Origin of the sequence: Aeromonas sp. 3P, assembly GCF_051919745.1 — a bacterium.
Classification (GTDB): domain Bacteria; phylum Pseudomonadota; class Gammaproteobacteria; order Enterobacterales; family Aeromonadaceae; genus Aeromonas; species Aeromonas veronii.
This window is the reverse complement of sequence record NZ_JBQBED010000001.1, coordinates 3477295-3502573: the sequence shown is the minus strand read 5'-3', so window position 1 is coordinate 3502573 and position 25279 is coordinate 3477295. Positions and strand designations below refer to the sequence as shown.

Below are 25279 nucleotides of genomic sequence, written 5' to 3'. Positions count from 1 at the left end.
ATCCTGGGCCCCGCGCCCGTTCTAGCTAAGGTCTACCGCGATGCGTACCAGCCAATATCTGCTTTCCACTCTCAAGGAAACCCCCTCCGACGCTGAAGTTGTCAGCCACCAGCTGATGCTGCGCGCCGGGATGATCCGTAAACTGGCCTCCGGCATGTATGCCTGGTTGCCAACCGGTCTGCGGGTACTGAAGAAAATCGAGAACATTGTTCGCGAAGAGATGAACAATGCTGGTGCCATCGAAGTCTCCATGCCGGTGGTTCAGCCCGCCGAGCTGTGGCAGGAGTCCGGCCGCTGGGATGACTACGGTCCCGAGCTGTGCCGTCTGACCGACCGTCACAACCGTCCCTTCGTACTGGGCCCGACCCACGAAGAGGTGATCACTGCGCTGGTGCGTTACGAAGTGAACAGCTACAAGCAGCTGCCGCTCAACCTCTACCAGATCCAGACCAAGTTCCGCGACGAAGTGCGCCCCCGTTTCGGCGTGATGCGCGGCCGCGAATTCCTGATGAAGGATGCCTACTCCTTCCACATCGACAAAGAGTCTCTGGTCGATACCTACGAGAAGATGCATGCCGCCTACTGCAAGGCGTTCACCCGCATGGGTCTGAACTTCCGTCCGGTGCAGGCCGATACCGGCTCCATCGGTGGTACCGGCTCCCACGAATTCCAGGTGCTGGCCGAGAGCGGTGAAGACTTGATCGCCTTCTCCGATACATCAGATTACGCCGCCAACATCGAGATGGCCGAAGCGCTGGCGCCGGCTGGCGAGCGCGCTGCCGCCACTGCTGCCCTGACCAAGGTTGCCACCCCGAACGTCCACACCATCGACGAAGTGGCCGCCTTCCTGAACGTGGCGCCGACCGCCATCGCCAAGACCCTGCTGGTACTGGCAGAGGAAGATGAGCACGGCAAGCAGGCCGTCATCGCCCTGGTACTGCGTGGCGACCACGAGCTGAACGAAATCAAGGCCGAGAAACTGGCTGGCGTGGCCAACCCGCTGACCTTCGCCAACGACGAGCAGATCAAAGCGGCCGCCGGTTGCGACGCAGGCTCCATCGGCCCTGTCGACTTTGCCGGTCGCATCATCGTCGATCGCAGTGCCGCCCATCTGGCGGACTTTGTCTGCGGCGCCAACGAGACCGGTTTCCACCTGACCGGTGCCAACTGGGATCGCGACATCACCGCTTACGAAGTTGCCGACCTGCGCAACGTGGTGGAAGGCGACCCGAGCCCGTGCGGCCAGGGCAAGCTGCTGCTCAAGCGCGGTATCGAAGTGGGCCACATCTTCCAGCTGGGTACCAAGTACTCCGAAGCGATGAAGGCAAGCGTGCTGAACGAGGGCGGCAAGTCCGTCACCATGGAGATGGGTTGCTACGGTATCGGGGTTTCCCGTCTGGTGGCTGCCGCCATCGAGCAGAACAACGACCAGTACGGCATCATCTGGCCGGACGCCATCGCCCCGTTCGAAGTGGCCATCGTGCCGATGAACATGCACAAGTCCGTGCGCGTTGCCGAGCTGGCCGAGCAGTTCTACGCCGAGCTGAAAGCGGCCGGTGTCGACGTGCTGTTCGACGACCGTAAAGAGCGCCCGGGCGTGATGTTCGCCGACATGGAACTGCTGGGCGTGCCGCACGGCATCGTCATCGGCGAGCGCGGCATGGACAACGGCGTGGTGGAGTACAAGTGCCGCCGCACCGGCGAGAAGCAGGAAGTGGCCATCAGCGACATCGTCGCCATGATCAAGGCCAAGCTGGGCCGCTAAGCCCACCCTCTTCCCGATATAAAAAAGCGCGCCTGATGGCGCGCTTTTTGTTTGTCTTCTGCTCAAGGAGAGAGTGCCGAAAGCACTGTAAACCTGATGACAGCGCAGGATTCCTACTCGTTGCGACCGATAAAGAGATCGGTCACGTGGCAACTGCTGCGCGCCGCCAGTGCATCGAGCATGTAGGCGGCGGCATCTTCCGGGGTCATGAAACGGGTCGGGTCGACGTGATCCGAGTTGTCCCAGAAGGCGCTGCGGATCCCGCTCGGGTAGAGGTTAACCAGTCGCAGCGGCGAGCCTTTCAGCTCGGCGCGCAACGACTCCAGAAAGCCGCGCATCCCCCATTTGGAGGCGCAGTAGAGGCTCTCGTTGGCCTTGCCCACCTGAGCGGCAGAGGAGAGCACATTGGCCAGCACCCCACCTTTCTCGCCAATGAGACGCACCGTCTGCTGGGCCACCAGTATGGTGGAGATAAGATTGCTCTCCACCACACTGCGGATCTGCTCGGCGGTGTAGATGCCGACCGGGCCGAATTCGCCAACCCCGGCGCAGTGGATCACCATCTCGGGCAGGCCGCCCCACTCGACGGCGGCGGCAAACGCCATCTCCACCTCCTCGTGGTGCGCCAGATCGGCGGCAATGCCGATCACTGCCTGACCGAGCAGATCCTCCTGCTCCTGCAGCTTCTCGTAACGGCGCCCCATCATGGCAACCCGATGGCCCCGCTCAACCAGCCCTGCGGTCAAGGCGCGGCCCAGACCGGAACCGGCCCCCGTCACTATGATGTAGCCCATTACGTCTCCTTGTCGTCAGCTGACTGTCAGATTAGAAGGTGAATTCGCCGCCCATGAACCAGCCGTCGATACGCTGGTCGACGTTGTCGAAGTCCACATTGGCTTCACGCCAGCCGGCACGCAGTTTGACCGGCATGTTGGAGAACTTGTAGGACGCACCCAGACGGTAGTCATAGTTGTCCACATCGTGAGTACGCAGATCACCGAAGAAGGCGATGCCGGTGTTCGGGATGTAGAGTTCGCTGCCGGCGTAGGCCATCAGGGTATCTTTGTCGTAACCCTTGCGACCGCCGGAGGTAAGCTCGCCATCGTAGTAACGACCGGTCAGACCCAGATCGATCTTGAACAGATCGTTGTTGAACAGACGGTAGTAGAGGTTCAGATCGTAGGCAGTCAGCTCGTTCTTGAAGGCACCGCCGGAGGTGCTGAAGTCGGAGATTCAAACTTGGCGTTCGGCAGGAAAATGATGCCGTGTTCCAGCTGCAGGTAGCCGTTCCAGTTGTAGTGGTCGTCATAGTTGGTGCTGGCACCATAAACCTGACCACTGCCCTGGGCATTCCATACATCGGCACCGGCGGCGAAACGCCAGTCATTGGCGGCCATGGCACTCTGGCTGCACAGGGCAAACAGAACACCGGCAATCAGCGTCTTTTTCATCACTTCACTTCCTCTTGCATACATGGAAAGAGGGCTATTTTACCCGGTACAGCCAAAATACCCAGTCTCAAATCTGAACAAGCGACGACAAATGTCAGTGTTTCATATGCTTCATGTTCATCCCCGCCATCGGCTCGATCGGTTTGACCGGCAGGGAGAGCTCCAGCTTCTCGCCATCATCCATGGTGAGGGTGAGCGGGAAAGGGGTCTGCTCGGAGAGCGTGCCCACCTCGAACAGCATGATGTGGAAGCTACCGGGTTTGAGCGCAACCTCGCCCTTGGCCGGGATCTCGATGCTCTCGACCTGACGCATCTTCATCACGCCATTCTCGTGCAGGTGGGTGTGCAGCTCTGCGCGACCCGCCGCAGGAGAGGCTGCCGCCACCAGCTTGACCGGCTTGTCGGCATCGTTCTTGAGCACCATGAAGGCGGCGGTGTTGGGGGAGCCCGGCGGCAACAGGCGCACATAGCCGTCGACGGCCTCGACCTTGGCCAGTGCAGGCGCAGTCATCCCCAGAACCAGCAGAGAATAAAACGCACGTTTAAACATGGTTGAAATCCTTTTATGATGTTGTTAAACGGCGCCAAGGTTACCCCAGCAGCAACCTTTTTTGCACCTTTCAATAACAAGGATTTAGACATGGCCCCCATTCTCATTGCCGAGCAGCAGGATGGCTTGCTCACCCTGACCCTCAACCGCCCCGACAAGCGCAACGCACTCAATACCGAGCTCTATAAGCAACTGGTGGCAGCGCTGCGAGAGGCGGCAGCCGATGAGGAGGTGCATGTCCTGCTGTTGCAGGGGCAGCAGGATTGCTTTACCGCGGGCAATGATCTGGCCGACTTTATGGGCAAGAGCTCGCTGGAGCCCGGCGACCCCATACTGCAGTTCCTCCACACCCTGGCCGACTTCCCCAAACCAGTGGTCGCCGCCGTTGCAGGCCCGGCGGTGGGGATCGGTACCACCATTCTGCTGCACTGCGATCTGGTCTATCTGGGGGATAACGCCCGCTTGCAGCTTCCTTTCGTCGAGTTGGGACTGGTGCCGGAGTTCGCCTCCAGCCTGTTGCTGCCGCGTCTGGTGGGGCACCTCAAGGCGGCCGAGCTGTTGCTGCTGGCCGAGGCGATTGATGCCGAGGAGGCGCTGCGATTAGGGCTGGCCAACAAGGTAGTGGCAGCCGATGGAGTACTCTCCTTTGCCCGCGAGCAGGGACTGAAGCTGGCGGCAAAACCGCCCAGAGCGCTGCAAAAGAGCAAGGCACTGCTGAAACAGGAGCTCAAACAAGCAGTGCACTTTGTCATCGATTTGGAGGCGCGCGCCTTCGCCCAGGCACTGCAGGGGGAAGAGGCGCAGCAGCGCATCGCCCAGAAACTCAAACGGCGGAGCTGAGCTGCCGCTCAACGCCAGTCAGTTGAGGCGAAAACGGCCGATCAGCTCGCAGCCCTGCACCTTGTCCTGCAGCTGGATCAGCCGGGCAATTTCCGGATTGGGGTGGCGCTTGAGAAAGGCGAGCAGGGCGCCGCGACAGCAACCCAGCTCGCTGATCAGCGCCTCGCACTCCCGATTGGGGCACTGCGGCACCAGCGCAGTGACCAGCTCGGAGGCAAGCTTCAGGTAGCGCAGCTCGTAAGTCGGCTCATCCATCGCCCGCCAGAAGTCGGCCAGCCGATGACAGGTGGCGACCCGCATGGTGGCCAGCTCGGTCAACTCGACCTGGGTCATCTCGTAAACATCCCCCAGCGCCTGCTGATAAAAGCAGATCGCCGCCCCCAGCGAACCGGCCTGCCAGGCACGCTCCGCCTCCAGCATGTATCGTTGCCAACTTTGCGGTGTCATCTCACTCTCCCGAATCCGTCATGGTGGGAGTGTTATCATGGCTAATTGAGAATAAATATCAACCAGAGGGTTAGTGCAGGATCTCTGCGCAACCTTGGCAAACCCGGCGCCCGACCTTATGATCGCGCCCTTCCCTCTTCTTTGGAGCCCCACAATGCGACCACGCCTCCCGCAGATGCTGGGCTGCTCCCTGCTCTGCGTGCCCCGCATGCTGGTCTGGATCTATTAGCTGCGCTCACGCGAACGCAACCCATCCGATCCATTCAGCAAAGGAGTACCAACATGAACCCCTGCCAACACTGGTCGCAGGTCGAATACCTGCACCTGACGGTGACCAACCCCAATATCTGCCTAAAGGGGCAGCACAGCTACTACTCGGGTGCCTGGGATGGCCCCTTCGAAGAGGTGGCAGTGCGCTACCTCCATGGCGATCCCTTCAGCCGCAGCCCGGACACCGGCTGGGAGCCGCTCTGGCATATCGACCGGCTCCATATCGGCGACTATGTGCAGATTGCCGCTGGGGTAAAGATCATCATGGGCGGCAACCACACCCACAACACGTCCTTCATCAGCACCTATCCGTTCGCCGATCTGGCGGCGCTCCAGCGCAGCTACCGCCCCGCTGGCGATACCCGCATCGGCAACGATGTCTGGATCGGCATGGAGGCGATGATCATGCCCGGCGTCACCATCGGCGACGGCGCCATCATCGCCGCCCGTTCGCTGGTCAATCAGGATGTGCCGCCCTATGCCATGGTGGCGGGCACCCCGGCCAGGGTGGTGCGGATGCGCTTTGGTGAGGAGGAGATTGCCCGGCTACAGGCCCTCGTCTGGTGGGATTGGCCGGATCAACAGGTCAACGATCTCCTACCGCTGATCCAGCAAGGCGAAGTCGCCCTGCTTGAGCAGGCGGCTGCCCGCTGGGCGGAGCGCCATGAGTGACCACCGCTAACCAGTAGCTGACAGCATAAGGGCGACCCCGGGGTCGCCCTCTTTTATCTCCGGCATGCTCAGGGTGCCGGCATCGCACATCCACTCATTGCGCGCTTTTGGACTGGTTGAGGCTGCACTGCTTGCCGGGATAACCGGGCAAGCCACTGGCATCGCTGCCGCAGGCGAGCCGTTTGGCCTGTTGCAGGCGGGCCGCCAGATTGGCGCTGTCCACCGGCATCCACTGCATCTGCTTGCCGAGCCAGCTGGCCCAGGCAAACTCGACGAAATAGACCTGTTTGTCCTTGCGAAAGTAGCCCGCATTCTGCAGCAGTCCGGCGAGGGTGCGATAGGGATAATCAGGCAGCTTGTCGATACTGGTCGGCAACTGCTCCGGGGTCAGCGGCTGTCCCTTCTCATCCTTGAGCCAGGCCCAGTGGTTGTTCTGCATCTGGCTCCAGAAGTTGGCTTTGTCCTGCAGGCGGCCAATCACCTTGACCCGGGCATCCTTGACGCCCTGCTGCCACAGCGCCTTGGTGAGATGGTGCCTGTCCACCAGCCAGTAGCTGCCATCCGGCGCAATCACCACGGGGATCTCTTTCTTTTTCATCAACTTGTCGAGCTGCTTTGCGCTCATGCCCGCCAATGTGGCCTGGGTCTCATCGACCTGGATCTGGCCGACGCCCCCCTGAGTCGGGTGCAAGGCATTGATGCCGATCTCGCACCAGTTGCCCACCGCCGTGTCGCTCTGGCACGGGGCCAACGCCCAGGCACCCTGGCTCAACACACAGGCCAGCACTAACCATGCTTTCATCGTTTGACACTCCTCACCACATTGAACTGCACAGACGCCGGGAACGCTCTTCTACCCCGATTGGGAGTGAGAGTCGAATGCTGGCGGTCAGACCAGCAAACGGGATATCATGATTTCCCATCTGTCGGCGATATTTTCTCGCCGAGTTTTCTCCCCGCTTCACACTATTTGAAGGATCCGACCCATGAAAGGATGGACCCCCTTGCTGGCCCTGCTGGGCTGTGCTGCTGTCCAGGCTGCCGATATTCCCGCCGGAACACAACTCGCCGCCAAGCAGATTGTCGTTCGCCACCTCAAGGATGAACCTGCGAGCCTGAGCCCGCTCAAGCTGGTCGGCCTGCCGGAGTTGCAGGTACTGCGGGATCTGTTCGAGGGGCTGCTGACCCAGGGGCCGGATGGCAAACCGGTTGCCGGGGTGGCGGCCAGCTGGGAAAACAAGGGCAACCAGTTCTTTACCTTCCATCTGCGCCCGGATGCGCGCTGGTCCAACGGCGATCCGGTCAAGGCCGGCGACTTCGTTTACGGCTGGCGCAAGCTGGTCGATCCGAAAGAGGCGGCCACCTTCGCCTGGTTTGCCCAACTGGCCCGTTTCGACAAGGTGGACGAAATAGTCGCTGGCAAATTGCCTGCCAGCGAGCTGGGGGTCAAGGCCCTCGATGACCACACCCTGCAAGTGACCCTCTCCCAGCCGGTGCCCTACTTCCTGAACCTGCTGAGCCACCCCAGCCTGTCGCCGCTCCATCAGGCCAGCATCGAGCAGTACGGCAACCTATGGACCCAACCCGGCAAACTGGTAGGCAACGGTGCCTTTGTGCTGAACAACCGGGTGGTCAACGAGAAGCTGGAGCTGACCCCCAACCCTTATTACTGGGATCGGGCCCATACCGTATTGACCAAGGTGATCTTCATGCCGATCAATCAGGAGAGCGCGGCGACCAACCGCTATCTGGCGGGCGATCTGCATATCACCGAATCCTTCCCCAAGGAGCAGTACGACAAGCTGAAGCAGCAGATCCCGAATGAGGTCTACACCCCGGATCAGCTCGGTACCTACTACTACGCCTTCAATACCCGTCAGGCACCACTGAACGATGTGCGGGTGCGCAAGGCGCTCTCCTACACCATCGACCGCGCCCTGATCGCCGACAAGGTGCTCGGCACTGGCGAGAAACCGGCTTATCACTTCACTCCAGATGTAACCGCCAGCTTTACCCCGGCCGCCAACTTGCTCTCCACCAGCAGCCAGCCGGCGCTGGACAGCAAGGCCAAGGCCCTGCTCAAGGAGGCCGGTTACGGCCCGGACAAGCCGCTCAAGCTGACCCTGCTCTACAACACCGCGGAAATTCACAAGAAGATGGCACTGGCGATTGCCAGCATGTGGAAGCAAAAGCTGGGCGCCGAGGTCGAGCTGACCAATCAGGAGTGGAAAACCTATCTCGACAGCCGCCAGAGCGGTCAGTTCGAGGTGATCCGCTCCTCCTGGGTCGCCGATTACAACGACCCTTCAGCGTTCCTTGGCCTGTGGGGCTCTCGTCACAGCGGCAATATGGCTGGCTTTGCCAATGCCCGTTATGACCAGCTACTGGCAGAGGCGGCCAGCACTCAGGATGCCGCCAGCCGCAGCAAGCTGTTTGGCGAGGCGGAGGCGATCCTGCTGGATCAAGCCCCCATCGCCCCCATCTACCAATACACCAATGCCCGCCTCATCAAGCCATGGCTCAAGGGCTACCCCATCAACAACCCGGAAGATGTGGCCTACAGCCGCCAGCTGTATCTCGTCAAACACTGACACCGGCCACAACGATGCGAGGCCCCGCAGGGCCTCGCTATTGATACTGTTCACACCCCGATTTCCAGCCTAAAATGCCGCCCCTTCTGTTCAATTAATCTTCAATACCCAGTCAGACATGCGTTATTTGATACTGCTCTCATTGTTGTGGACCCTGCCTGCTCAGGCCAACAGCGAATCCCAATGCCAGCAAGAGTTTGTCGGCTGGATGCTGCACCAGCAGCAACAGTTCAGCGATCGCAAGTCTGACAAGATGGAACGGCGCCGGGCCGAGCGGGCCATCGAGTTGGCTCGTCAGGAGTACGACAAGCAGACCAGCTTTTGCAAAACGATGGAGCTGGTGCGTAGCTACAAAGATAGCGATCCGCGCTTTAAACCGAGAAGCGGCGAAGTTCACGATTTCACACCGGCCAGCTGACCCTTACTTCATCAATTCATTGTGTTGATTAATTGACCCAAGCCAAGTTCGGGTCACTGAAGAGCCTTAGAATGATTAACTGAGAACGACAATAAAAAACATATTTATCAGTTATTTGGCTTTTTCAGGAACGACACATGACCAAACTCCATCAGGAGGGGGAGATACACTTCCCCGACAACATCGCACTCATCTCGACCACGGATCCCGCCAGTCATATTACCTATGCCAACCAGCACTTCTGTGATGTAGCCGGGTATGGTGCTGCCGAAATGGAAGGGGTACCCCACAATCTGGTGCGACACCCCGACATGCCCAAAGCGGCCTTCGCCGACATGTGGCAGCGGCTGCGACAGGGCAAAAGCTGGATGGGGCTGGTCAAGAACCGCGCCAAAAGCGGTCAGTTCTATTGGGTAAACGCTTACGTCACCCCGATCCTCAATGCGCAGAAGGAGATCGTCGAGTTCCAGTCGGTGCGCACCAAACCCGCCGCCAGCGATGTGGCCTGGGCCGAGCAGCTCTATGGCCTGCTGCGCAGCGGCAAGGCACTTCCCTGGCTGAGCCGGTGTCACATTGAACCGGGTCAGCTGACTCTCTGGCTCTCCGCTTCTGCCTTGTTCACCACCCTTGCTACCTTTGCTACCGGCAACCTGTTCTGGTTGCTGCCCACCGCCTTGTTGCTGTTGGCACAGGCAACCCACGGCTGGCGATTGCAGCAACGGCTGGCTCATCTGCTCACCCTTGCCGATCAAGACAAGGGAACCCGCCTCTGTCAGGTGCTCTACACCCGACGGCGCGACACCCTGGCGGCCGTCGAACTGGCCCTGCGGATGAAGCAGGCCGAGCTCAAGGCCGTGGTCGGGCGCAGCGCCGACACCAACCAGCAGATCCTGCAGGCTGCCGAAGATGACCGGGGCAATATCCAGACCATCGATACCCACCTACAGCAGCAGCGCGCCCACAGCGAGCAGCTGGCGACCGCCATCACCGAGCTGAGCCACTCCATTCGGGATGTGGCCCACAGTGCCCATGAGGCGAGCAATCTGGTTATAGAGGTACAGCAGGTCTCCGACGAGGGGCTGCAAGCATTGGCGACCACCCGTTCTGCCGTCAACCAACTCCATCAGGAGCTGGATGCCAACCACGCCGTGCTGGCCCAGCTCACCAGCGACAGCCAGAAGATCAGCGGTATTCTGGAGGTGATCAGTCAAATCGCCGACCAGACCAACCTGCTCGCCCTCAATGCGGCCATCGAGGCCGCCCGGGCGGGCGAACAGGGGCGCGGTTTTGCCGTGGTGGCGGATGAAGTGAGGGCGCTGGCCCAGAAGACCCGAGCCTCGACTAGCGAGATCCACGAGATGATCCAGGCGCTGCAACAGACTACACGACAGTTGTCGGAGGGGATGACGCAAGGGGCGCAGACCTCGGTGCGCTGCCAGCAGCACGCGGGCACCACCGCCGACGTGCTCACCCAGATAAACCAAATGTTGGGGCAGGTAACCCGCACCAGCGACGAGATCGCCCAAGCGGTGAGTCAGCAGGCCGACGTCACGGCGACGCTCGATGAAGGGGTGCACCAGATCCACCAGCTGGCCAGCCACACCGCCGACAACAGCAGGCAGGCCCTCGATGGCATCACCCTGCTGGTAGAGCGGCTGCAGGATCTCTCGCGGCTGATCAACCAGTTCAGATATTGAAGCGACAGCGATCAAAAAAGCGCGTCAACTGACGCGCTTTTTGTTGTTCTTGCCCTGGCACAACTGGCTTATTCGGCCGCCTCGCTGCTGGCAAACTCCGGCACCTTGGCCATGGCATCCAGCACCACCTGAATATCCGCTCCCGGTTTGCAGGCGTTCTCGCTCAGGTGACGGCGCCAGGCGCGAGCACCCTGCATGTTCTGGAACAGCCCCAGCATATGGCGGGTCATATGGGAGAGGTAGTTGCCCTTGGCCAGCTCCTGCTCGATATAGGGCAGCATCATCCGCACCACTTCATGGCGGCTCGGCACGGCGTTGTTCTGGCCGAACACCAGGTTATCTACCTGCGCCAGAATGTAGGGGTTCTGATAGGCTTCACGCCCCATCATGACGCCATCGACGTGTTGCAGGTGCTCGAGAGTCTGCTCCATGGAGGTGACACCGCCGTTGAGGGCGATGGTGAGCTCCGGGTAATCCTGCTTGACCCGATAGACGCGGGGATAATCGAGGGGCGGGATCTCGCGGTTCTCCTTGGGGCTCAAGCCGCTCAGCCACGCCTTGCGGGCATGGACGATAAAGGTATCGCAACCGGCATCGCGCACCTGTTCGATAAAGGCCTGCAGAAATTCGTAGGAGTCCTGTTCGTCGATGCCGATACGGGTCTTCACCGTCACCGGAATATCGACCACATCGCGCATCGCCTTGACGCAGTCAGCCACCAGCGCCGGTTCACCCATCAGGCAGGCACCAAAGCGGCCATTCTGCACCCGATCGGAGGGGCAGCCGACGTTGATGTTCACCTCGTCATAGCCACGCTCCTCGGCCAGCTTGGCACAGCGCGCCAGATCGGCTGGATTGCTGCCACCCAGCTGCAGGGAGATGGGGTGCTCCTGCTCGCTGTAACCCAGATAATCACCCTTACCGTGGATGATGGCGCCAGTGGTCACCATTTCGGTATAGAGCAAGGTCTGGCGGCTCATCAGTCGATGAAAGTAACGGCAATGCCGATCAGTCCAGTCCAGCATGGGGGCGATGGAAAAACGCTGCGCCTGCATAAAAATCATCCGGGTTGGCTAAAGAAAGGGGCGGATTTTATCACAACGTGAAGCAGCCCCAGAAAATGAATTTTGTCGCCGCGCCATGCGAGGCCCTGTGATAGTATCCGGCTAATAGAAAGGGTATCTGCGCGATCATGAATCAAGACCAACTTTTACAACGAGCCGAGCGACTCTGTATACAGCGAGGGATCCGCTTCACCCCGACCCGACGTCAGGTATTTCGCCTGCTGGCGGCACACGGCAACGCCATCAGCGCCTATGATTTGTTGGCCCAGCTGCAACAAACCGAAGCCAATGCCAAGCCGCCAACCGTCTATCGGGCACTCGATTTTTTGCTCGAACAGGGCTTTGCTCACAAGGTGGAATCTCTCAACGCGTTTATCTTCTGCTGCCACTTCGATCACGCTCACCCGATGCAGTTGTTGATCTGCGACGAGTGCGGGGATGTGGTCGAGCTTCACGATACGGCGATCGATAGCGCGTTTTCCGAGCAGGCCCACTTGCATGGTTTTACTATTACCAATAAGACGATAGAGGCACATGGCCAATGTGCCCGTTGTACGCCCACTGTAGGAAGTCATCATGAAGGCTGATTTTGTAAATCCGTTCCTGCTATCCCTGCTCAATGTGCTCTCGACCATGGCACAGCTGGAACTCAAACCGGGCAAACCGAAACGCAAGATGGATGAGCTGGCGCGCGGTGACGTCTCAGGCCTTATTGGCATGGTCGGCCCGCAGACCCGTGGCTCCCTCTCCATCAGCTTCGAGAAGGGGCTGGCACTGGAGATCATGCGCCGCATGCTGGGGGAAGCTCCCGCCTCCATCAACGAAGAGGTGACCGACATGGTCGGTGAAATCACCAACATGGTGACCGGCGGTGCCAAGCGGATGCTGGGCGAGAAGGGCTACGAGTTTGACATGGCAACCCCCATCATCGTCTCCGGTCCCAACCACACCATTACCCACCGTGCCGATGGCACCAAGATCATGATGCCGTTCGAATCGGATTTCGGTCGCGCCACTATCGAAATCTGCTTCGAGTAACCCTATGTGGAAAGCATTGAAATGGATTTTCATCTGCTGGGCCCTGCTGTTGATCCTGTCGGACATTCAGATCAGCACCTCCCTCTACAAGTACGAAGATAACCGGGTGCTCATCAACTTCCCGCGCTGGGAAGCCAAGCAGCCTTGGGGCACCTTCGAGTGGCATGCCGGACGGGTAGAAACCCACTGGTATGGTCTGGAGGGAAAACCCAAGCCAAAAGGCCCGCAAATCTGATCCTGTAACTGCTACAGCAGAAACAGAAGAGGCCAGCAGATGCTGGCCTCTTTGCTATCTCGTTGTTTCTGAATCAAGCCGCTTCGGCAGCCAACTTCCCGCTTGGTCGCACTAGGATGCCGACGATGCAGGCCAGCAGAGTCGGCAGCAGCCAGGCAAGCCCCTTGTCGAACAGCGGCAGGAAGGCAAAGCCGTCCATCGCCATCCCGGCAGCCCCCAGCCCATCGAGGCAACCAAACAGAAAGGCGACCGTCAGAACACCGCGAAACACCAGCTGTGGCTGGGCAAACCATCCCTTGAGGAAGGTCACCAGCACCAGCGCGATGGCCACCGGATAGATGGCCACCAGCACCGGGATGGAGAGGCCAATCAGCTCGCTCAGCCCCACATTGGCCACCACTGCACAGAGCGCCCCCAGCAGGATCACCCAGCTGCGATAGGCCCAGCCAGTCAGGCCATGGAAGTAGTCGGCACCGGCACAGAGCAGGCCGACCGCACTGGTAAAACAAGCCAGGGTGATGATGGCAGCCAGAATAAACTGACCCGGTTGACCAAACAGACTCAGGACGTAGGCATTGACGATGGCCCCACCATTGCTGATATCGCTCGCCACCCCACCGGCGCTGTTGCCCAGCTGAAAGAGCGAGATATAGACAGCCGACAGCCCGACCGCCGAGATCAAGCCTGCGATGGTCAGATATTTGAACTGGCTGCGATAATCCTCGATCTCCTTCTGGCGCAGCAACCCGATGATCAGGGCGCCAAACATCAGGGAGGCCAGGGTATCCATAGTGTTGTACCCCTCCAGCATTCCTTTGGTCAGGGCTGCATCTATGTACTCACCGCTGGCATCAGGCATGGTGCCCTGCGGCGTCATAAAGACCCCGACCGCCAGAATAAGCAGCATCGCCATCAGGGCTGGGGTCAGATACTTGCCAACCGCATCGAGCAGCTTGCCCCGATCGAGCGCCACCAGGATCACCAGCGCAAAGAAACTCAGGGTGTAGATCAGCAACCCCTCATGACCGGCATCGCCGAGCCAGGGCTTGAGCCCCATCTCGTAGGCGACCAGACCGGTGCGGGGAATGGCAAAGGCGGGCCCCATGATGATATAGATAGCGATGGCCAGCGCCGTCGCCGCCCCGGCGGGCAGATAGCGGGTCATTCCGGTCCAGCCACTCGCGCCGCCCCCCGAGCTCCCCTTGGCCACCGCAATCAGGGTGATCAGCGGCAAACCCACCGCCGTCAGCAGAAAGCCGCACATGGCGGCCAGCAGATGCTCACCGGCCATAAAACCGGCCAGCGGCGGAAAAATGATATTGCCTGCCCCCAGATAGAAGGCAAACGTCATAAACCCCAATCCAAATACGTCGGACAACTTCAATGATTTCGTCAAACTCAACCTCATCTGCCTTCTCAGCTTGTTATTGATTGCACCCACTGCCTGGCAGATAACCGGTAACAATACCTCTCGCCCCCACACGGCCCGCAGACCGGATGAGGCGCACCACCTTTAGCATAAAGAAGAGGAGTTCGATCTCAATCACCAATTAATATCTTGAAACAATTTACCGCTGCGGAATTAATCGCCGAACAACTCGGTGCTCCATAACCAGGTGTCACACGTGCCCTATGGGAAGTGAGAAGGGGTTGTAGAAGGGGGAACTGGTTATAGCGGCAAGATACGGCTGCTCAGATGCTATCTGCGTACAGTGACAATTACGGCAGCAAAGCTAGGCGAGAAGCTAGGCTCACAGAAAACAAAAGAGCCTGCACGGGGCAGGCTCTTGGCAATATCAGATCGGGTGTGATCAGGCAGCTTCGGCAGCCATCTCGGTTGGACGCACCATCACGCCAACTACGCAGGCCAGCAGGGTCGGCATCAGCCAGGCGAGGCCCTTGTCGAACAGCGGCAGGAAGGCAAACGCATCCATCTTCATACCGGCAGCACCCAGACCATCCAGGCAACCGAACAGGAAGGCAACCATCAACACGCCACGGAACACCAGACGGGGACGGCCGAAGTAACCCTTCAGGAAGGTGACCAGTACCAGCGCCACGGCAACGGGATAGATGGCAACCAGCACCGGAATGGAGAGGCTGATCAACTGGCTCAGGCCCACGTTGGCCACCACGGCACAGATAACGCCCAGCAACACCACCAGCTTCTTGTAAGCCATGCCGGTCAGATTGTGGAAGAAATCAGAGCATGCAGAAATCAGGCCCACGGCAGTGGTGAAGCAAGCCAGAGTGATGATGGCCGCCAGAATGAACTGACCCGGCTGACCAAACAGGCTCAGTACGTAGGCGTTGACGATAGCGCCACCGTTGCTGACATCGGTCGCCACACCGGCTGCAGTGTTACCCAGCTGGAACAGGGAGACGTACACCACGCTCAGACCAACGGCAGAGATAAGGCCGGCAATGGCCAGATACTTGAACTGGCTCTTGTAATCGTTGATGCCTTTCTGGCGCAGCAGATCGACGATCAGAGCGCCAAACATCAGGGACGCCAGGGTGTCCATGGTGTTGTAGCCTTCCAGGATCCCTTTCACAAACGGGCTGTTCTGATAGTCACCGGACGCATCCGGCATGGAGCCTTGCGGTGCTACGAATACCCCGATAGCCAGAGTCAGCAGCAGCAGCATCAGTACCGGAGTCAGGTATTTGCCGATGGCGTCCATCAGCTTGCCCTGGTTCATGGAGACCAGAATGGCCACACCAAAGAAGATCACGGTATAGGCCGCCAGACCCGCTTGCCCCATGTCACCGATGAACGGCTTGAGGCCCATCTCGTAGGCAACCAGACCGGTACGGGGCGCGGCAAAGGCCGGGCCTATGATGATATAGATGGCAACGGCCAGCGCAGTCGCAACACCGGCAGGCAGCAGCTTGGTCATGCCAGCCCAGCCGTTACCGGCTTTCGCCACGGCCAGAATGGTCACCAGAGGCAGGCCCACGGCAGTGACCAGGAAGCCAAACATCGCCAGGGAGAGGTGCTCACCAGCCATGTAACCGGCCAACGGCGGGAAAATGATGTTACCGGCGCCCAGGTAGAAGGCGAAGGTCATAAACCCTAATCCGAGTACATCGGACAATGTGAGTGATTTCGTCAAGTTCAACCTCGTCTGTCTTGTAAATTATTGCTTGTTATAGTTTTTATCGGTCGCTGACCGGGTGTGTTCAGGGGGTATAAAAAAAGAGCCCCGCATGTTTTTTCATCGCAACCAGTGGTTTTAGCTGGTCTGGAGCGGGCGCTCGATCTGGAACCAGCATAATGGCGTGAAAAAATAGTTCAAGACGAAATTTACATCTTCAAATAGAAGGGGTTGGTCAGTTGGATATATCTGTCGGAATAGGCCCCATCAGCAGAATGGATCACAATTTCACCCCTCTCACACCTGTTTAATCCTCTGCCAAGTAGCAATAAAACACGATTTGCCTCTTTACCCTCTCTGGTGATAACAGCTGTATAACAAATGCCATGCAGATCATAATTCGCCGAAATGCATAAAATTTCATCGGCCATCGCTGTCGGCAGCACCAGCGCCACCTGCCCGTTCGGGCTCAGCAAACGATTGCAGGCCGCCAGTAATGCGTGGCTGTCGAGGGCGCCGGTATGGCGGGCCAACGCCCGCGCCGGATCGCTAAATGACTGGCCTGCCAAGAAATAGGGAGGGTTGGAGACGACAAGATCGTAAGGGGCGGCCTGATAATCCTGAATGGCACTCTCTATGACGGTCACCCGATCGGCCCAGGGAGAAGCAGCCGCATTCTCCCGCGCCTGACTGGCCGCATTAATATCCAGCTCGACCGCATCAAGACGGCAGTCAGATCTGCTGCGCTGGGCCAGCATCAGGGCGATCAGGCCGCTGCCGGTGCCGATATCGAGCACTCGACGCGCCTGTTCGACCGGCGCCCAGGCACCGAGCAAAATGCCATCGGTACCCACCTTCATGGCGCAGCGATCGTGATTGATATGGAACTGTTTGAAGGTAAATCCGCGACTACGTCCCATCTGGCCCCCGTCATCTGCAAAAATGGTGGGCGATTATAGCGGCTAAGACACACTCACCAATAGGAGCCGACGAGATAATCGCCTATAATCTGCCGTTTCCTTAATGACCGAGTATTGCCATGAGCCAGTCCTTTGATGATTTCGACCTGCACCCAGCCCTCAACCGGGCCTTGGCCGAGATGGGATTCACCCGCCCCACCACCATCCAGCAGATGGTGCTGGAGCCAGCCCTGGACGGCCGCGATATTCTGGCATCCGCTCCGACCGGTACCGGCAAGACCGCCTCTTTCCTGCTGCCGGCACTCCAGCACCTGCTGGACTTCCCGCGCCGCAAGCCTGGCCCCTGCCGCATGCTGATCCTGACCCCGACCCGCGAGCTGGCGCTGCAGGTGACCGCCCACGCCAAGGCGCTGGCGGCCCACACCAACCTCAGCATCGAGACCATCATCGGCGGCGTCAGCCATGAAGAGCAACTGCCTGCCCTGACCAAAACCACCGACATAGTGGTCGCCACCCCGGGCCGTCTGCTCGAGTACATCGAGAAAGAGGAGTTCGAGAGCCACGACATCGAGGTGCTGGTGCTGGACGAAGCGGACCGCATGCTGGACATGGGCTTTATCAAGGATGTGAACCGCATCGTGGCAGAGGCGCGCTACCGCAAGCACACCATGCTCTTCTCCGCCACCCTGGAAGGGGCTGGCCTCGAGAAGTTCGCCAACGAGATCCTCAAGGATCCGGTGGAGCTGCACGCCGAGCCGCCCCGCAGCGAACGTCGCCCCATCACCCAGTGGATCCATCTGGCTGATGACGCCGCCCACAAGCTGGCGCTGCTGACCCATATCCTGAAAGATCCGGAAACCCAGAAAGCCATTATCTTCGTCAAGACTCGCGAGCGTCTGGCGGAGCTCTCCGGCCAGCTGCAGGCTGCAGGTATCTCCTGCGCCTGGATCCGTGGCGAGATGGAGCAGAGCAAGCGTATCGAGTCGATCCGCAAGTTCCACGAAGGGGAAGTGCCCTTCCTGATCGCCACCGACGTCGCCGCACGCGGCATCGATCTGCCGAACGTCAGCCATGTCATCAACTACGACATGCCCTACGGCGCCGATGTCTACGTCCACCGGATTGGCCGTACCGGCCGCGCCGGCAACCGTGGCTGTGCCATCAGCCTGGTGGAAGCCCACGACATGGCGATGGTCGCCAAGATCGAACGCTACACCGAGGAGCGCCTCAAGCGCCGGGTGATCGACGAGCTGCGCCCGAAACACAAAGAAGCGCGGGTACCGGTGAAGAAGAAAAAGCCGGTCGACAAGAAGAAGTCCGCCAAGAAGAAAAAGAAGAAGTGATCGCCGAGCGATAAAGAGAAGGGCCATCCCGCGGGATGGCCCTTCTGCATTCTGAATCACTCTGACGAGTGGTTATGCCGCCACTCTGCGCATTCCCATATGGGGGATATCATCTTCGAGATAGCCCTCCCCTTCCGCCACAAAACCGTGTTGGCTGTAGAAGCCTTGCAGATGAGCCTGTGCCCCCAGCCAGATGCTGTGAGTCGGCCAGCGCGCCTCACACGCCTCGACCGCCTCGCCGATCAGCTGGTGACCGAGACCACCGCCACGCGCCTTGGGTGAGGTCACCACCCGACCGATGGCGGCACCGCTCTCATCGCCGATGCCGGGCGCCATGATCCGCGCATAGGCGGCCAGCAGCTCGCCCTGATAACCGAGCAGGTGCCAGACCCCTTCGCGGCGATCGAGCCCGTCCAGATCCTGAAAGGGGCAGGTCTGCTCCACCACGAACACCTCGGCCCGCAGCGCCAGCAACTCATACAACTCGTCAGTGGTCAGTTCAGACCAGGGTTTCAGGATCCAGTTCATCGGCAACTCCTTATCAGTTCGGCCTGCCAGCATAATCGTGGCGCCAGCGCCCCGCATTAACCTTTGTTAAGTTCTTTCAGCCGTTTGCGAATGCGACTAAGACTGATGGGAGTGATACCGAGATAGGCGGCGATCTGGTGGTCAGGCACTCTGGCATCAAGTGCGGGAAAGCTGTCCAGAAAGTGCTGATAGCGTGCCTGCGGGCTGCCGGTCAGCAGCAACTGCTCCTTCTCCTCCTTGATGCGCAGCTGCACCTCCAGCAGGTGCTGATACCAGCGCGGCCAGCCGGGCAGCTGGCGCAGGTCGGCCAGACTGAACAGCTGCAGACGGCAAGACTCCAGCGCCTCCACACTGTAGCGGGCTGGCTCGCCACTAAGCAGGTGGTGGAAGTCGAGAAACTCGTCCCCCTCCCAGTAGAACTCCTTGATGTACTCGCGGCCATCCTCCAGCACCAGCTTGGCCCGCAGCAGCCCCTGCTCCACCCTGACCAGCAAATCCGGGCTGTCGCCAGCGTGCCAGAGGCAGCTTTTCGGGCTGAGGGTCAGCGGGCGGGCAAAAGAGAGGAGGCGCGCGGCCTCCTCTCTATCTGCGACCTGCGCCCAATCGAAGGGGGGTCTGTCAGTCAGCATGATTAACCGCGACGCTGGCGCACGGCTTCAAACAGGCAGACGCCGGTTGCCACCGAGACGTTGAGGCTGGATACCGCCCCCGCCATCGGGATACTCACCAGCTCGTCGCAGTGCTCGCGGGTCAGACGGCGCATGCCTTTACCTTCAGCTCCCATCACCAGCGCCATCGGGCCGGTCAGTTTGGCCTGATAGAGGTCGTGATCGGCCTCGCCAGCGGTGCCAACAATCCAGACGCCGCGCTCCTGCAATTCGCGCAGGGTGCGGGCCAGGTTGGTGACCTGAATGAGCGGCACCACTTCGGCCGCGCCACAGGCAACCTTGCGCACGATCGGGGTCAGGCCGGTGGCCTTGTCCCGCGGCACGATGACAGCATGAGCCCCGGCAGCATCGGCGCTGCGCAGGCAGGCGCCGAGATTGTGCGGATCGGTCACGCCATCCAGCACCAGCAGGAAGGGCTGGTTCTGTTGTGCCGCCAGCTCGTCCAGCAGGCTGGCCAGATCGTGCTCGGCCAGCTTCGGCGCCTCTTTCACCCGGGCCATGATGCCCTGGTGATTGTTGCCTTCCGCTTTGTCATCAAGGGTCTTGCGGTTCACGCTCTGCACCTTGAGGCCGAGGGATTCCAGCTCGGTCAGCAGGGGTTGCAGCCGGTCGTCATCCCGCCCCTTGAGGGCCCACACTTCGATAAAGCGCTCCGGGGTGCGCTCCAGCAGCGCGGATACAGCGTGAATGCCGTAGATCAGTTCAGTACTCATTTAGTGCTCTTGGCCTTATCGCGAGCCTTTTTGCTCGGTCGTCTGTTGCTCGGTTTGGCACGGCCACCCTTGTCGGATTTACCGTGATCCTTGCCCTCTTTACGTTTTTCGTGGCGCTGGGCGCTCTTGGCCTTCTCTTTCTTGATCTCGGCCTGCTTGCGCGCCATCTCTTTGGCGTTCTTGCCGGTGGCCTTGAGCGGCTCTTCCACCATCACGAAGTCGATCTTGCGATCGTCCAGGTTCACGCCCATCACCTTGACGCGCACCTTGTCGCCCAGACGGTAGCGACGGCGGAAGTTCTCGCCAATCAGCTGCATGTGCAGGGGATCAAACTGGTAGTAGTCGTTGGTGAGGGTGCTGACGTGCACCAGACCATCGATGTGGATCTCCGCCAGACGCACGAAGAAGCCAAAGCCGGTGACGCTGGCGATAACGCCGTCGAACTCGTCACCCACGTGATCCAGCATGTACTCGCACTTGAGCCAGTCGGCCACGTCGCGGGTCGCATCGTCGGCACGGCGCTCGGTCATGGAGCAGTGCTCGCCCATCGGATCCACTTCTTCCTGCTGGTAGTGGTAACCACCGCTCGGGGTCCACTTGTGGCGCAGGTTGGCCTGCTGCTCCTTGGCGGTCTGATACTTGATCGCGCGGTGCAGGATGAGGTCGGGATAACGACGGATCGGCGAGGTGAAGTGCGCGTAGGACTTCAGGGCCAGACCGAAGTGACCGATGTTGTCAGCCTGATAGATGGCCTGACGCATGGAGCGCAGCAGCATGGTGGAGAGCAGCTCCGCATCCGGGCGCCCTTCAAATTTGGCAGCCAGCTCGGCAAAGTCTTTCGGCTCGGGCTCGAGGCCGCCCTTGAGCTCCAGACCCAGTTCGGCCAGGAAGTCACGGAAACCGGTCAGACGCTCTTCGCCCGGACGGTCGTGCACTCGGAACAGGGCGGCAGCTTCGTTCTTCTCGATATAACGGGCGGCAGCCACGTTCGCCTGGATCATGCACTCTTCGATGATCTTGTGGGCGTCGTTGCGCACTAGCGGCACGATGCGGTCGATCTTGCGCTGGGCGTTGAAGATGAAGCGGGTCTCCTCGCTCTCGAACTCCACCGCGCCACGCTGATGGCGGGCATGCTTGAGCGCCTTGTAGAGGTTGTTCAGCTCTTCGATGTGGCCCACCAGCGGATCATACTGCTGGCGCAGCTTGGGATCGCCATCGAGGATCGCGGCAACCTTGGTATAGGTCAGACGGGCGTGAGAGTTCATTACCGCTTCGTAGAACTTGTAGCCGGACATGCGACCAGCGGCGGAGATGGTCATCTCGCACACCATGCAGAGGCGGTCTACTTGCGGGTTCAGGGAACACAAGCCGTTGGAGAGCACCTCCGGCAGCATGGGCACCACGAACTCGGGGAAGTAGACGGAGTTGCCGCGCTGATAGGCTTCGGCATCCAGCGCCGTGCCGGGCTTCACGTAAGCGGAGACATCCGCAATGGCGACCCACAGGCGCCAGCCGCCACCACGCTTGGCTTCACAGAAGACGGCGTCATCGAAGTCACGGGCATCTTCCCCGTCGATAGTCACCAGCGGCAGAGCGCGCAGGTCGATGCGACCCTCTTTGGCTTTCTCCGGCACCTGTTCGCCGAGACCGGCAACCTCTTTGGTCACCTCTTCCGGCCAGGTGTGCGGAATGCCGTGGGTACGCAGGGCAATTTCGATCTCCATGCCCGGCGCCATGTTCTCACCCAACACTTCCAGTACGGTACCGACGGCATTGATGCGGGAGGTGGCGCGCTGGTTAATCCGCACAACCACGACCTGGCTCTGGCGAGCCCCTTTGTTTTCCCCTTCCGGGATGATGATGTCCTGGCCGATACGGCTGTCATCCGGCACCACGAAACCAACGCCATTCTCGACGAAGTAACGGCCGACAATGTCTGCCTCACGGGACTTGAGCAGGCGCACCAGACGCGCTTCCTGACGACCCTTGCGGTCGATCTCGGTCGGCTGCACCAGCACGTAATCGCCATGCATCAGGCGTTGCATCTCTCGGTTGTTCAGATACAGATCCGGACCACCACCTTCCGGACGCAGAAAACCGAAGCCATCCTTATGGCCGATTACATAACCTTTGACCAGATTCAGGCGATCCGGCAGGGCATAACATTGGTTGCGAGTGAATACCAGTTGTCCATCACGCTCCATGGCGCGCAGACGACGACGCAAGGCTTCCAACGGCTCTTCATCTTTCAGCTTGAGGACCTTGGCCAACTCTTCACGGGACATGGGCTTTTCATGGCCCTTGATGAGTTCCAGGATCAACTCGCGACTGGCGATGGGGTTATCGTATTTTTCGGCCTCGCGTTCGAGGAAAGGATCTTTTTGAGACATAAGCAGGCCTTAGGGTAGGTGGTAACGGTGCCATTATATCGGAGGGGGGGGCGAATGGCATCCATCGGCTGCCTTTTGGCCAATCTCTCTGTCATACTATCTTCAGTTCGCTGGCATGATGAGACACAGAACTCATGAGTAAGGACACATTTGCCCAATCCGCCGCCTATCTCAAACAGGCGGTTCCCTTGATGATCAAGTACCAGATCCCCACGACGCCGGACAATTACCACCTGTGGTACAACTATGTCTCGGCCAGCATGCCCGAGCTCAACCAGGCGATTGATCAGGCAGTCAAAATGCAGGGAACCTGCTCGCTCACCACCTGCGAGCGACTCTATCACCAGTATCTGGCCGCTCAGGACGAGAAGCAGATGGAGGCGATGAAACTGAGCCTCGCTGCCATGGCCAACGAGCTAGGCCACTCCATGCAGGACGCCATCTCCGATACCGGCATGTTTCAGGAAATGCTCGACAAGAGTTTTGACAAGCTCAGCCGCATTGATGACGAGGGCTTCAGCCTGGAAGACACCATGGGGATCCTGCGAGAGCTGGTGCGCGAATCGCGGGATGTGCGCATGTCCACCATGCACTTTCGCAACCAGCTCAGCAATGCGGAAAAAGAGATCAAGGAACTGCGGGCGGCGCTCAACGAGACACGCAAACTGGCCAACGAGGATGCCCTCACCAACCTGCTCAACCGCCGCGCCTTCGATCTGGAGCTGGAGGGGTTGATCCGCAGCCAGCACCCCTTCTCGCTGATCCTCGCCGATATCGATCGCTTCAAGAACTTCAACGACGAGTACGGTCACCTGCTCGGCGATCAGGTGCTGCGCGCCTTCAGCAAACGGCTGCGCGATGCCTGCAAGGAGGGGGTCACCGCCTATCGGCTGGGTGGGGAGGAGTTCGCTATGCTGGTCCCCCATCGCTCGCTGGCGTTGGCCAGACAGATGGCGGAAAGCATGCGCCGCGCCATCGAGCGGATGTCGATTCTGGATCGCAAATCGGGCCGCCGCATCGACCACATCACAGCCTCGTTTGGCGTGGGCGAGTTCAACGGTCAGGAGAGCGCAGACTGTCTGGTCGAACGTACCGACAAGCTGCTATACAAGGCCAAGGAGCTGGGGCGCAACCGGGTGATGCCGCTCCCTTCCTGATTTGTCCCCTGCCCGACCGCAATGCCAATGTATAAAGCCAGTCAGATCAACTGACTGGCTTTTTGGTCTCTCTTGCTCCGACAGGGGCTGTTCATTCCAGCCCCAGTGGAACTCTGCTCAGTGTGAAGGATTACTCCTGCACCTCGCTGACACCTTCGACTTTCACATCAACACGGCGATCCGGAGCCAGACAGACGATCAGCTCACGCTTGGACTTGCTGACGCAGCTGTCGCCGGTAACCGGCGAGGATTTACCACGCCCTTCCACATTGATCTTGGCGGCCGGGATCCCTTTACCAACCAGATAGTTGGCAACGGTCTGGGCACGCTGTTCGGAAAGCTTCTGGTTGTAGGCATCGGAACCGATACGGTCGGTGTGACCAATTACGGTTGCCACGCCATCTTTGGGTCGTGCTTCTTCAATCTGGCTATAGAGGCTATCCAGTGCCTGACTGGCCTCTGGCTTGAGGGTCGCCTTGTTGAAGTCAAACAGCACATCGGAGCTCAGGGTAAACTGCTTCTCAACCATCACAGGTGCAGGAGCAGGTTCCGGAGCCGGGGCGGGCGCCACAGGGGCAACCTGACCAAAGCGATAAACCGCTGCCAGTGAGAGCAGGCCGTTATCCATTCTCAGACCGGTATCATCGCGGCTGCCATACGGGGTGGTGTACTGGTACTCCAGGCGAGCGGCCCAGTCGAGATTGAACGCATACTCGGCACCCAGTGCACCGACCATGACAAAGCGGCTGTCATCTTTGTAGACATCGCTCTTGGTATCAGCCCAGCCATAACCGCCACCGACACGACCATACAGATCCAGATTATCGGTAACCGGGAAACCCAGTTTCAGGGTCAGTTGAGCCAGCTGTGCTTTTACTTCATCACTGAAAGCGCCTGCCGCCGTAGTGGCATCGTATTTGTAATTGCCCAGATAGTCGTAACCCAGCTCCAGCCCCAGATTCTGGTTGATCTGATAACCGCCAAACACGCCTGCCCCCAAGGCATCGTTGGTCTCATTGCCAAGGGTCAGGGCATTGCTTTCATCAATGCCGTAGAAGTTGGACCAACCCAGTTTGGCACCGCCATACCAGGTGTTGTCTTGACCGGCAGCCTGGGCATTGGCAGCCAGCAAGCCGGTAACCAGCAAGGTAATCAATGATTTTTTCATGTTTGAGCCTCTGCAACTTTATGTAGGAGGAGGTTGATTGATATCACCTCGTCTTATAGGTGCAACCACCCAAAAGCGATCGCAGCATATCAACGTTAGCCTATTTTCAAGTCACTGATATCAATTAACAAAAAACACTCTAACGCAACCACGTTACAAAAACAGCAACAAACGTTTGTTATTTGAACTGGATGTGACGCAAAAAGACGCACAGATGAGGGCTGAAAGGGAAAAAAGGCCAGCAACATGCTGGCCC

24 protein-coding genes and 1 pseudogene are annotated in these 25279 nt (G+C 59.5%); 11 read left to right on the top strand and 14 right to left on the bottom strand.

The genetic code is table 11. The features are described from left to right. Positions 1-40 precede the first annotated feature (40 nt). Positions 41-1765 (top strand): proline--tRNA ligase, encoded by a 1725-nt coding sequence (locus ACTG19_RS16255; protein WP_113739836.1) that lies wholly within the window; start codon positions 41-43, stop codon positions 1763-1765. 113 nt (positions 1766-1878) lie between these two features. On the opposite strand, the gene ACTG19_RS16250 is transcribed toward ACTG19_RS16255, so the two are convergent. The 3 genes and pseudogenes from ACTG19_RS16250 to ACTG19_RS16240 all read right to left on the bottom strand — a co-directional run bounded on the left by ACTG19_RS16250 (position 1879) and on the right by ACTG19_RS16240 (position 3766). Continuing rightward, positions 1879-2559 (bottom strand): SDR family oxidoreductase, encoded by a 681-nt coding sequence (locus ACTG19_RS16250; protein WP_071912634.1) that lies wholly within the window; start codon positions 2557-2559, stop codon positions 1879-1881. Positions 2560-2590: 31 nt separating this feature from the next. Next, positions 2591-3216 (bottom strand): annotated as a pseudogene (locus ACTG19_RS16245) (TIGR04219 family outer membrane beta-barrel protein). A 94-nt stretch (positions 3217-3310) separates the two neighbouring features. Next, a complete protein-coding gene (locus ACTG19_RS16240) occupies positions 3311-3766 on the bottom strand; it encodes a copper chaperone PCu(A)C (protein WP_113739838.1) in 456 nt (151 codons plus the stop codon). 90 nt (positions 3767-3856) lie between these two features. Between ACTG19_RS16240 and ACTG19_RS16235 the strand changes: the two genes are divergently transcribed. Continuing rightward, on the top strand, positions 3857-4606 hold the full coding sequence (locus ACTG19_RS16235) for an enoyl-CoA hydratase-related protein (protein WP_113739839.1): 750 nt from the start codon (positions 3857-3859) through the stop codon (positions 4604-4606). 18 nt (positions 4607-4624) lie between these two features. Here ACTG19_RS16235 and ACTG19_RS16230 read toward each other — a convergent pair whose 3' ends face one another. Continuing rightward, positions 4625-5053, bottom strand: a complete 429-nt coding sequence (locus ACTG19_RS16230) for a DUF2753 family protein (protein WP_005335785.1) — start codon at positions 5051-5053, stop codon at positions 4625-4627. Positions 5054-5335: 282 nt separating this feature from the next. Here ACTG19_RS16230 and ACTG19_RS16225 point away from each other — a divergent pair, with 282 nt between their 5' ends. Then, a complete protein-coding gene (locus ACTG19_RS16225; RefSeq protein WP_113739840.1) occupies positions 5336-5995 on the top strand; it encodes a CatB-related O-acetyltransferase in 660 nt (219 codons plus the stop codon). A gap of 94 nt (positions 5996-6089) precedes the next feature. Here ACTG19_RS16225 and ACTG19_RS16220 read toward each other — a convergent pair whose 3' ends face one another. Next, positions 6090-6797, bottom strand: coding sequence for a ParB-like protein (locus ACTG19_RS16220; RefSeq protein WP_113739841.1), 708 nt, complete (start codon positions 6795-6797; stop codon positions 6090-6092). Positions 6798-6981: 184 nt separating this feature from the next. On the opposite strand from ACTG19_RS16220, the gene ACTG19_RS16215 reads away from it, so the two are divergent. The 3 genes from ACTG19_RS16215 to ACTG19_RS16205 all read left to right on the top strand — a co-directional run bounded on the left by ACTG19_RS16215 (position 6982) and on the right by ACTG19_RS16205 (position 10701). Further along, the gene (locus tag ACTG19_RS16215; protein WP_439989269.1) at positions 6982-8586 is read left to right on the top strand and encodes a peptide ABC transporter substrate-binding protein; all 1605 of its coding nucleotides are present in this window, start codon (positions 6982-6984) and stop codon (positions 8584-8586) included. A gap of 118 nt (positions 8587-8704) precedes the next feature. Beyond that, positions 8705-9004 (top strand): hypothetical protein, encoded by a 300-nt coding sequence (locus ACTG19_RS16210; RefSeq protein WP_005335795.1) that lies wholly within the window; start codon positions 8705-8707, stop codon positions 9002-9004. Positions 9005-9141: 137 nt separating this feature from the next. Continuing rightward, entirely contained in the window at positions 9142-10701 is a 1560-nt protein-coding gene (locus ACTG19_RS16205) for a methyl-accepting chemotaxis protein (protein ID WP_439989268.1), read from the top strand. Positions 10702-10769: 68 nt separating this feature from the next. Here ACTG19_RS16205 and dusA read toward each other — a convergent pair whose 3' ends face one another. Next, positions 10770-11756, bottom strand: coding sequence for a tRNA dihydrouridine(20/20a) synthase DusA (dusA, locus tag ACTG19_RS16200; protein WP_181269239.1), 987 nt, complete (start codon positions 11754-11756; stop codon positions 10770-10772). A 137-nt stretch (positions 11757-11893) separates the two neighbouring features. Between dusA and zur the strand changes: the two genes are divergently transcribed. Genes zur through ACTG19_RS16185 form a run of 3 tightly spaced genes read left to right on the top strand, consistent with a single transcriptional unit; the run spans position 11894 to position 13038 of the window. Next, positions 11894-12352: a zinc uptake transcriptional repressor Zur gene (gene zur / locus ACTG19_RS16195; RefSeq protein ID WP_005335805.1), complete on the top strand. Its 459-nt coding sequence runs from the start codon at positions 11894-11896 to the stop codon at positions 12350-12352. After that, positions 12342-12803: a chemotaxis protein CheX gene (locus tag ACTG19_RS16190; RefSeq protein WP_005343179.1), complete on the top strand. Its 462-nt coding sequence runs from the start codon at positions 12342-12344 to the stop codon at positions 12801-12803. Before zur ends, ACTG19_RS16190 begins: the two co-directional genes overlap by 11 nt. Before the next feature lie 4 nt (positions 12804-12807). Beyond that, complete coding sequence (locus tag ACTG19_RS16185) at positions 12808-13038, top strand: hypothetical protein (protein WP_005335809.1); 231 nt, start codon at positions 12808-12810, stop codon at positions 13036-13038. A gap of 73 nt (positions 13039-13111) precedes the next feature. Here the strand turns inward: ACTG19_RS16185 and brnQ (ACTG19_RS16180) are convergent, their stop codons facing one another. The 3 genes from brnQ (ACTG19_RS16180) to ACTG19_RS16170 all read right to left on the bottom strand — a co-directional run bounded on the left by brnQ (ACTG19_RS16180) (position 13112) and on the right by ACTG19_RS16170 (position 17056). Beyond that, positions 13112-14389, bottom strand: coding sequence for a branched-chain amino acid transport system II carrier protein (gene brnQ, locus ACTG19_RS16180; protein ID WP_235687243.1), 1278 nt, complete (start codon positions 14387-14389; stop codon positions 13112-13114). A gap of 460 nt (positions 14390-14849) precedes the next feature. Continuing rightward, on the bottom strand, positions 14850-16154 hold the full coding sequence (gene brnQ / locus ACTG19_RS16175) for a branched-chain amino acid transport system II carrier protein (RefSeq protein WP_005335813.1): 1305 nt from the start codon (positions 16152-16154) through the stop codon (positions 14850-14852). Positions 16155-16345: 191 nt separating this feature from the next. Continuing rightward, positions 16346-17056 (bottom strand): tRNA1(Val) (adenine(37)-N6)-methyltransferase, encoded by a 711-nt coding sequence (locus ACTG19_RS16170; RefSeq protein WP_201990045.1) that lies wholly within the window; start codon positions 17054-17056, stop codon positions 16346-16348. 119 nt (positions 17057-17175) lie between these two features. On the opposite strand from ACTG19_RS16170, the gene srmB reads away from it, so the two are divergent. Continuing rightward, positions 17176-18399, top strand: a complete 1224-nt coding sequence (srmB, locus tag ACTG19_RS16165; protein ID WP_005343175.1) for an ATP-dependent RNA helicase SrmB — start codon at positions 17176-17178, stop codon at positions 18397-18399. Between the two features lie 72 nt (positions 18400-18471). Here the strand turns inward: srmB and ACTG19_RS16160 are convergent, their stop codons facing one another. The 4 genes from ACTG19_RS16160 to rnr are packed head-to-tail and all read right to left on the bottom strand — an operon-like array spanning position 18472 to position 22698. After that, positions 18472-18927, bottom strand: coding sequence for a GNAT family N-acetyltransferase (locus ACTG19_RS16160; protein ID WP_159157676.1), 456 nt, complete (start codon positions 18925-18927; stop codon positions 18472-18474). Positions 18928-18983: 56 nt separating this feature from the next. After that, positions 18984-19556 carry a Crp/Fnr family transcriptional regulator gene (locus tag ACTG19_RS16155; RefSeq protein ID WP_088868447.1) on the bottom strand — a complete coding sequence of 191 codons (573 nt, stop codon included), beginning with the start codon at positions 19554-19556 and terminating at the stop codon, positions 18984-18986. Positions 19557-19558: 2 nt separating this feature from the next. Beyond that, the gene (gene rlmB, locus ACTG19_RS16150; RefSeq protein WP_108612041.1) at positions 19559-20308 is read right to left on the bottom strand and encodes a 23S rRNA (guanosine(2251)-2'-O)-methyltransferase RlmB; all 750 of its coding nucleotides are present in this window, start codon (positions 20306-20308) and stop codon (positions 19559-19561) included. Then, a complete protein-coding gene (gene rnr / locus ACTG19_RS16145) occupies positions 20305-22698 on the bottom strand; it encodes a ribonuclease R (RefSeq protein ID WP_439989267.1) in 2394 nt (797 codons plus the stop codon). The genes rlmB and rnr overlap by 4 nt, the downstream gene beginning before the upstream one ends. 134 nt (positions 22699-22832) lie before the next feature. Between rnr and ACTG19_RS16140 the strand changes: the two genes are divergently transcribed. After that, positions 22833-23855 (top strand): GGDEF domain-containing protein, encoded by a 1023-nt coding sequence (locus tag ACTG19_RS16140; RefSeq protein WP_019445736.1) that lies wholly within the window; start codon positions 22833-22835, stop codon positions 23853-23855. A 130-nt stretch (positions 23856-23985) separates the two neighbouring features. Here ACTG19_RS16140 and ompA read toward each other — a convergent pair whose 3' ends face one another. Next, the gene (ompA, locus tag ACTG19_RS16135; protein ID WP_005363030.1) at positions 23986-25023 is read right to left on the bottom strand and encodes a porin OmpA; all 1038 of its coding nucleotides are present in this window, start codon (positions 25021-25023) and stop codon (positions 23986-23988) included. Positions 25024-25279: the final 256 nt, after the last annotated feature.

Excerpts from the sequence above, each read along its gene's own strand:
- ACTG19_RS16205 (WP_439989268.1), top strand. The coding sequence starts at position 9,142 with ATGACCAAACTCCATCAGGAGGGGGAGATACACTTCCCCGACAACATC.
- ACTG19_RS16240 (WP_113739838.1), bottom strand. The coding sequence starts at position 3,766 with ATGTTTAAACGTGCGTTTTATTCTCTGCTGGTTCTGGGGATGACTGCG.
- ACTG19_RS16225 (WP_113739840.1), top strand. The coding sequence starts at position 5,336 with ATGAACCCCTGCCAACACTGGTCGCAGGTCGAATACCTGCACCTGACG.
- ACTG19_RS16190 (WP_005343179.1), top strand. The coding sequence starts at position 12,342 with ATGAAGGCTGATTTTGTAAATCCGTTCCTGCTATCCCTGCTCAATGTG.
- rnr (WP_439989267.1), bottom strand. The coding sequence starts at position 22,698 with ATGTCTCAAAAAGATCCTTTCCTCGAACGCGAGGCCGAAAAATACGAT.
- ACTG19_RS16250 (WP_071912634.1), bottom strand. The coding sequence starts at position 2,559 with ATGGGCTACATCATAGTGACGGGGGCCGGTTCCGGTCTGGGCCGCGCC.
- ACTG19_RS16215 (WP_439989269.1), top strand. The coding sequence starts at position 6,982 with ATGAAAGGATGGACCCCCTTGCTGGCCCTGCTGGGCTGTGCTGCTGTC.
- rlmB (WP_108612041.1), bottom strand. The coding sequence starts at position 20,308 with ATGAGTACTGAACTGATCTACGGCATTCACGCTGTATCCGCGCTGCTG.
- ACTG19_RS16185 (WP_005335809.1), top strand. The coding sequence starts at position 12,808 with ATGTGGAAAGCATTGAAATGGATTTTCATCTGCTGGGCCCTGCTGTTG.
- ACTG19_RS16170 (WP_201990045.1), bottom strand. The coding sequence starts at position 17,056 with ATGGGACGTAGTCGCGGATTTACCTTCAAACAGTTCCATATCAATCAC.
- ACTG19_RS16230 (WP_005335785.1), bottom strand. The coding sequence starts at position 5,053 with ATGACACCGCAAAGTTGGCAACGATACATGCTGGAGGCGGAGCGTGCC.
- ACTG19_RS16210 (WP_005335795.1), top strand. The coding sequence starts at position 8,705 with ATGCGTTATTTGATACTGCTCTCATTGTTGTGGACCCTGCCTGCTCAG.
- zur (WP_005335805.1), top strand. The coding sequence starts at position 11,894 with ATGAATCAAGACCAACTTTTACAACGAGCCGAGCGACTCTGTATACAG.
- ACTG19_RS16235 (WP_113739839.1), top strand. The coding sequence starts at position 3,857 with ATGGCCCCCATTCTCATTGCCGAGCAGCAGGATGGCTTGCTCACCCTG.
- ACTG19_RS16155 (WP_088868447.1), bottom strand. The coding sequence starts at position 19,556 with ATGCTGACTGACAGACCCCCCTTCGATTGGGCGCAGGTCGCAGATAGA.
- srmB (WP_005343175.1), top strand. The coding sequence starts at position 17,176 with ATGAGCCAGTCCTTTGATGATTTCGACCTGCACCCAGCCCTCAACCGG.
- ACTG19_RS16255 (WP_113739836.1), top strand. The coding sequence starts at position 41 with ATGCGTACCAGCCAATATCTGCTTTCCACTCTCAAGGAAACCCCCTCC.
- ACTG19_RS16220 (WP_113739841.1), bottom strand. The coding sequence starts at position 6,797 with ATGAAAGCATGGTTAGTGCTGGCCTGTGTGTTGAGCCAGGGTGCCTGG.
- ompA (WP_005363030.1), bottom strand. The coding sequence starts at position 25,023 with ATGAAAAAATCATTGATTACCTTGCTGGTTACCGGCTTGCTGGCTGCC.
- ACTG19_RS16160 (WP_159157676.1), bottom strand. The coding sequence starts at position 18,927 with ATGAACTGGATCCTGAAACCCTGGTCTGAACTGACCACTGACGAGTTG.
- ACTG19_RS16140 (WP_019445736.1), top strand. The coding sequence starts at position 22,833 with ATGAGTAAGGACACATTTGCCCAATCCGCCGCCTATCTCAAACAGGCG.
- dusA (WP_181269239.1), bottom strand. The coding sequence starts at position 11,756 with ATGCAGGCGCAGCGTTTTTCCATCGCCCCCATGCTGGACTGGACTGAT.
- brnQ (WP_235687243.1), bottom strand. The coding sequence starts at position 14,389 with ATGACGTTTGCCTTCTATCTGGGGGCAGGCAATATCATTTTTCCGCCG.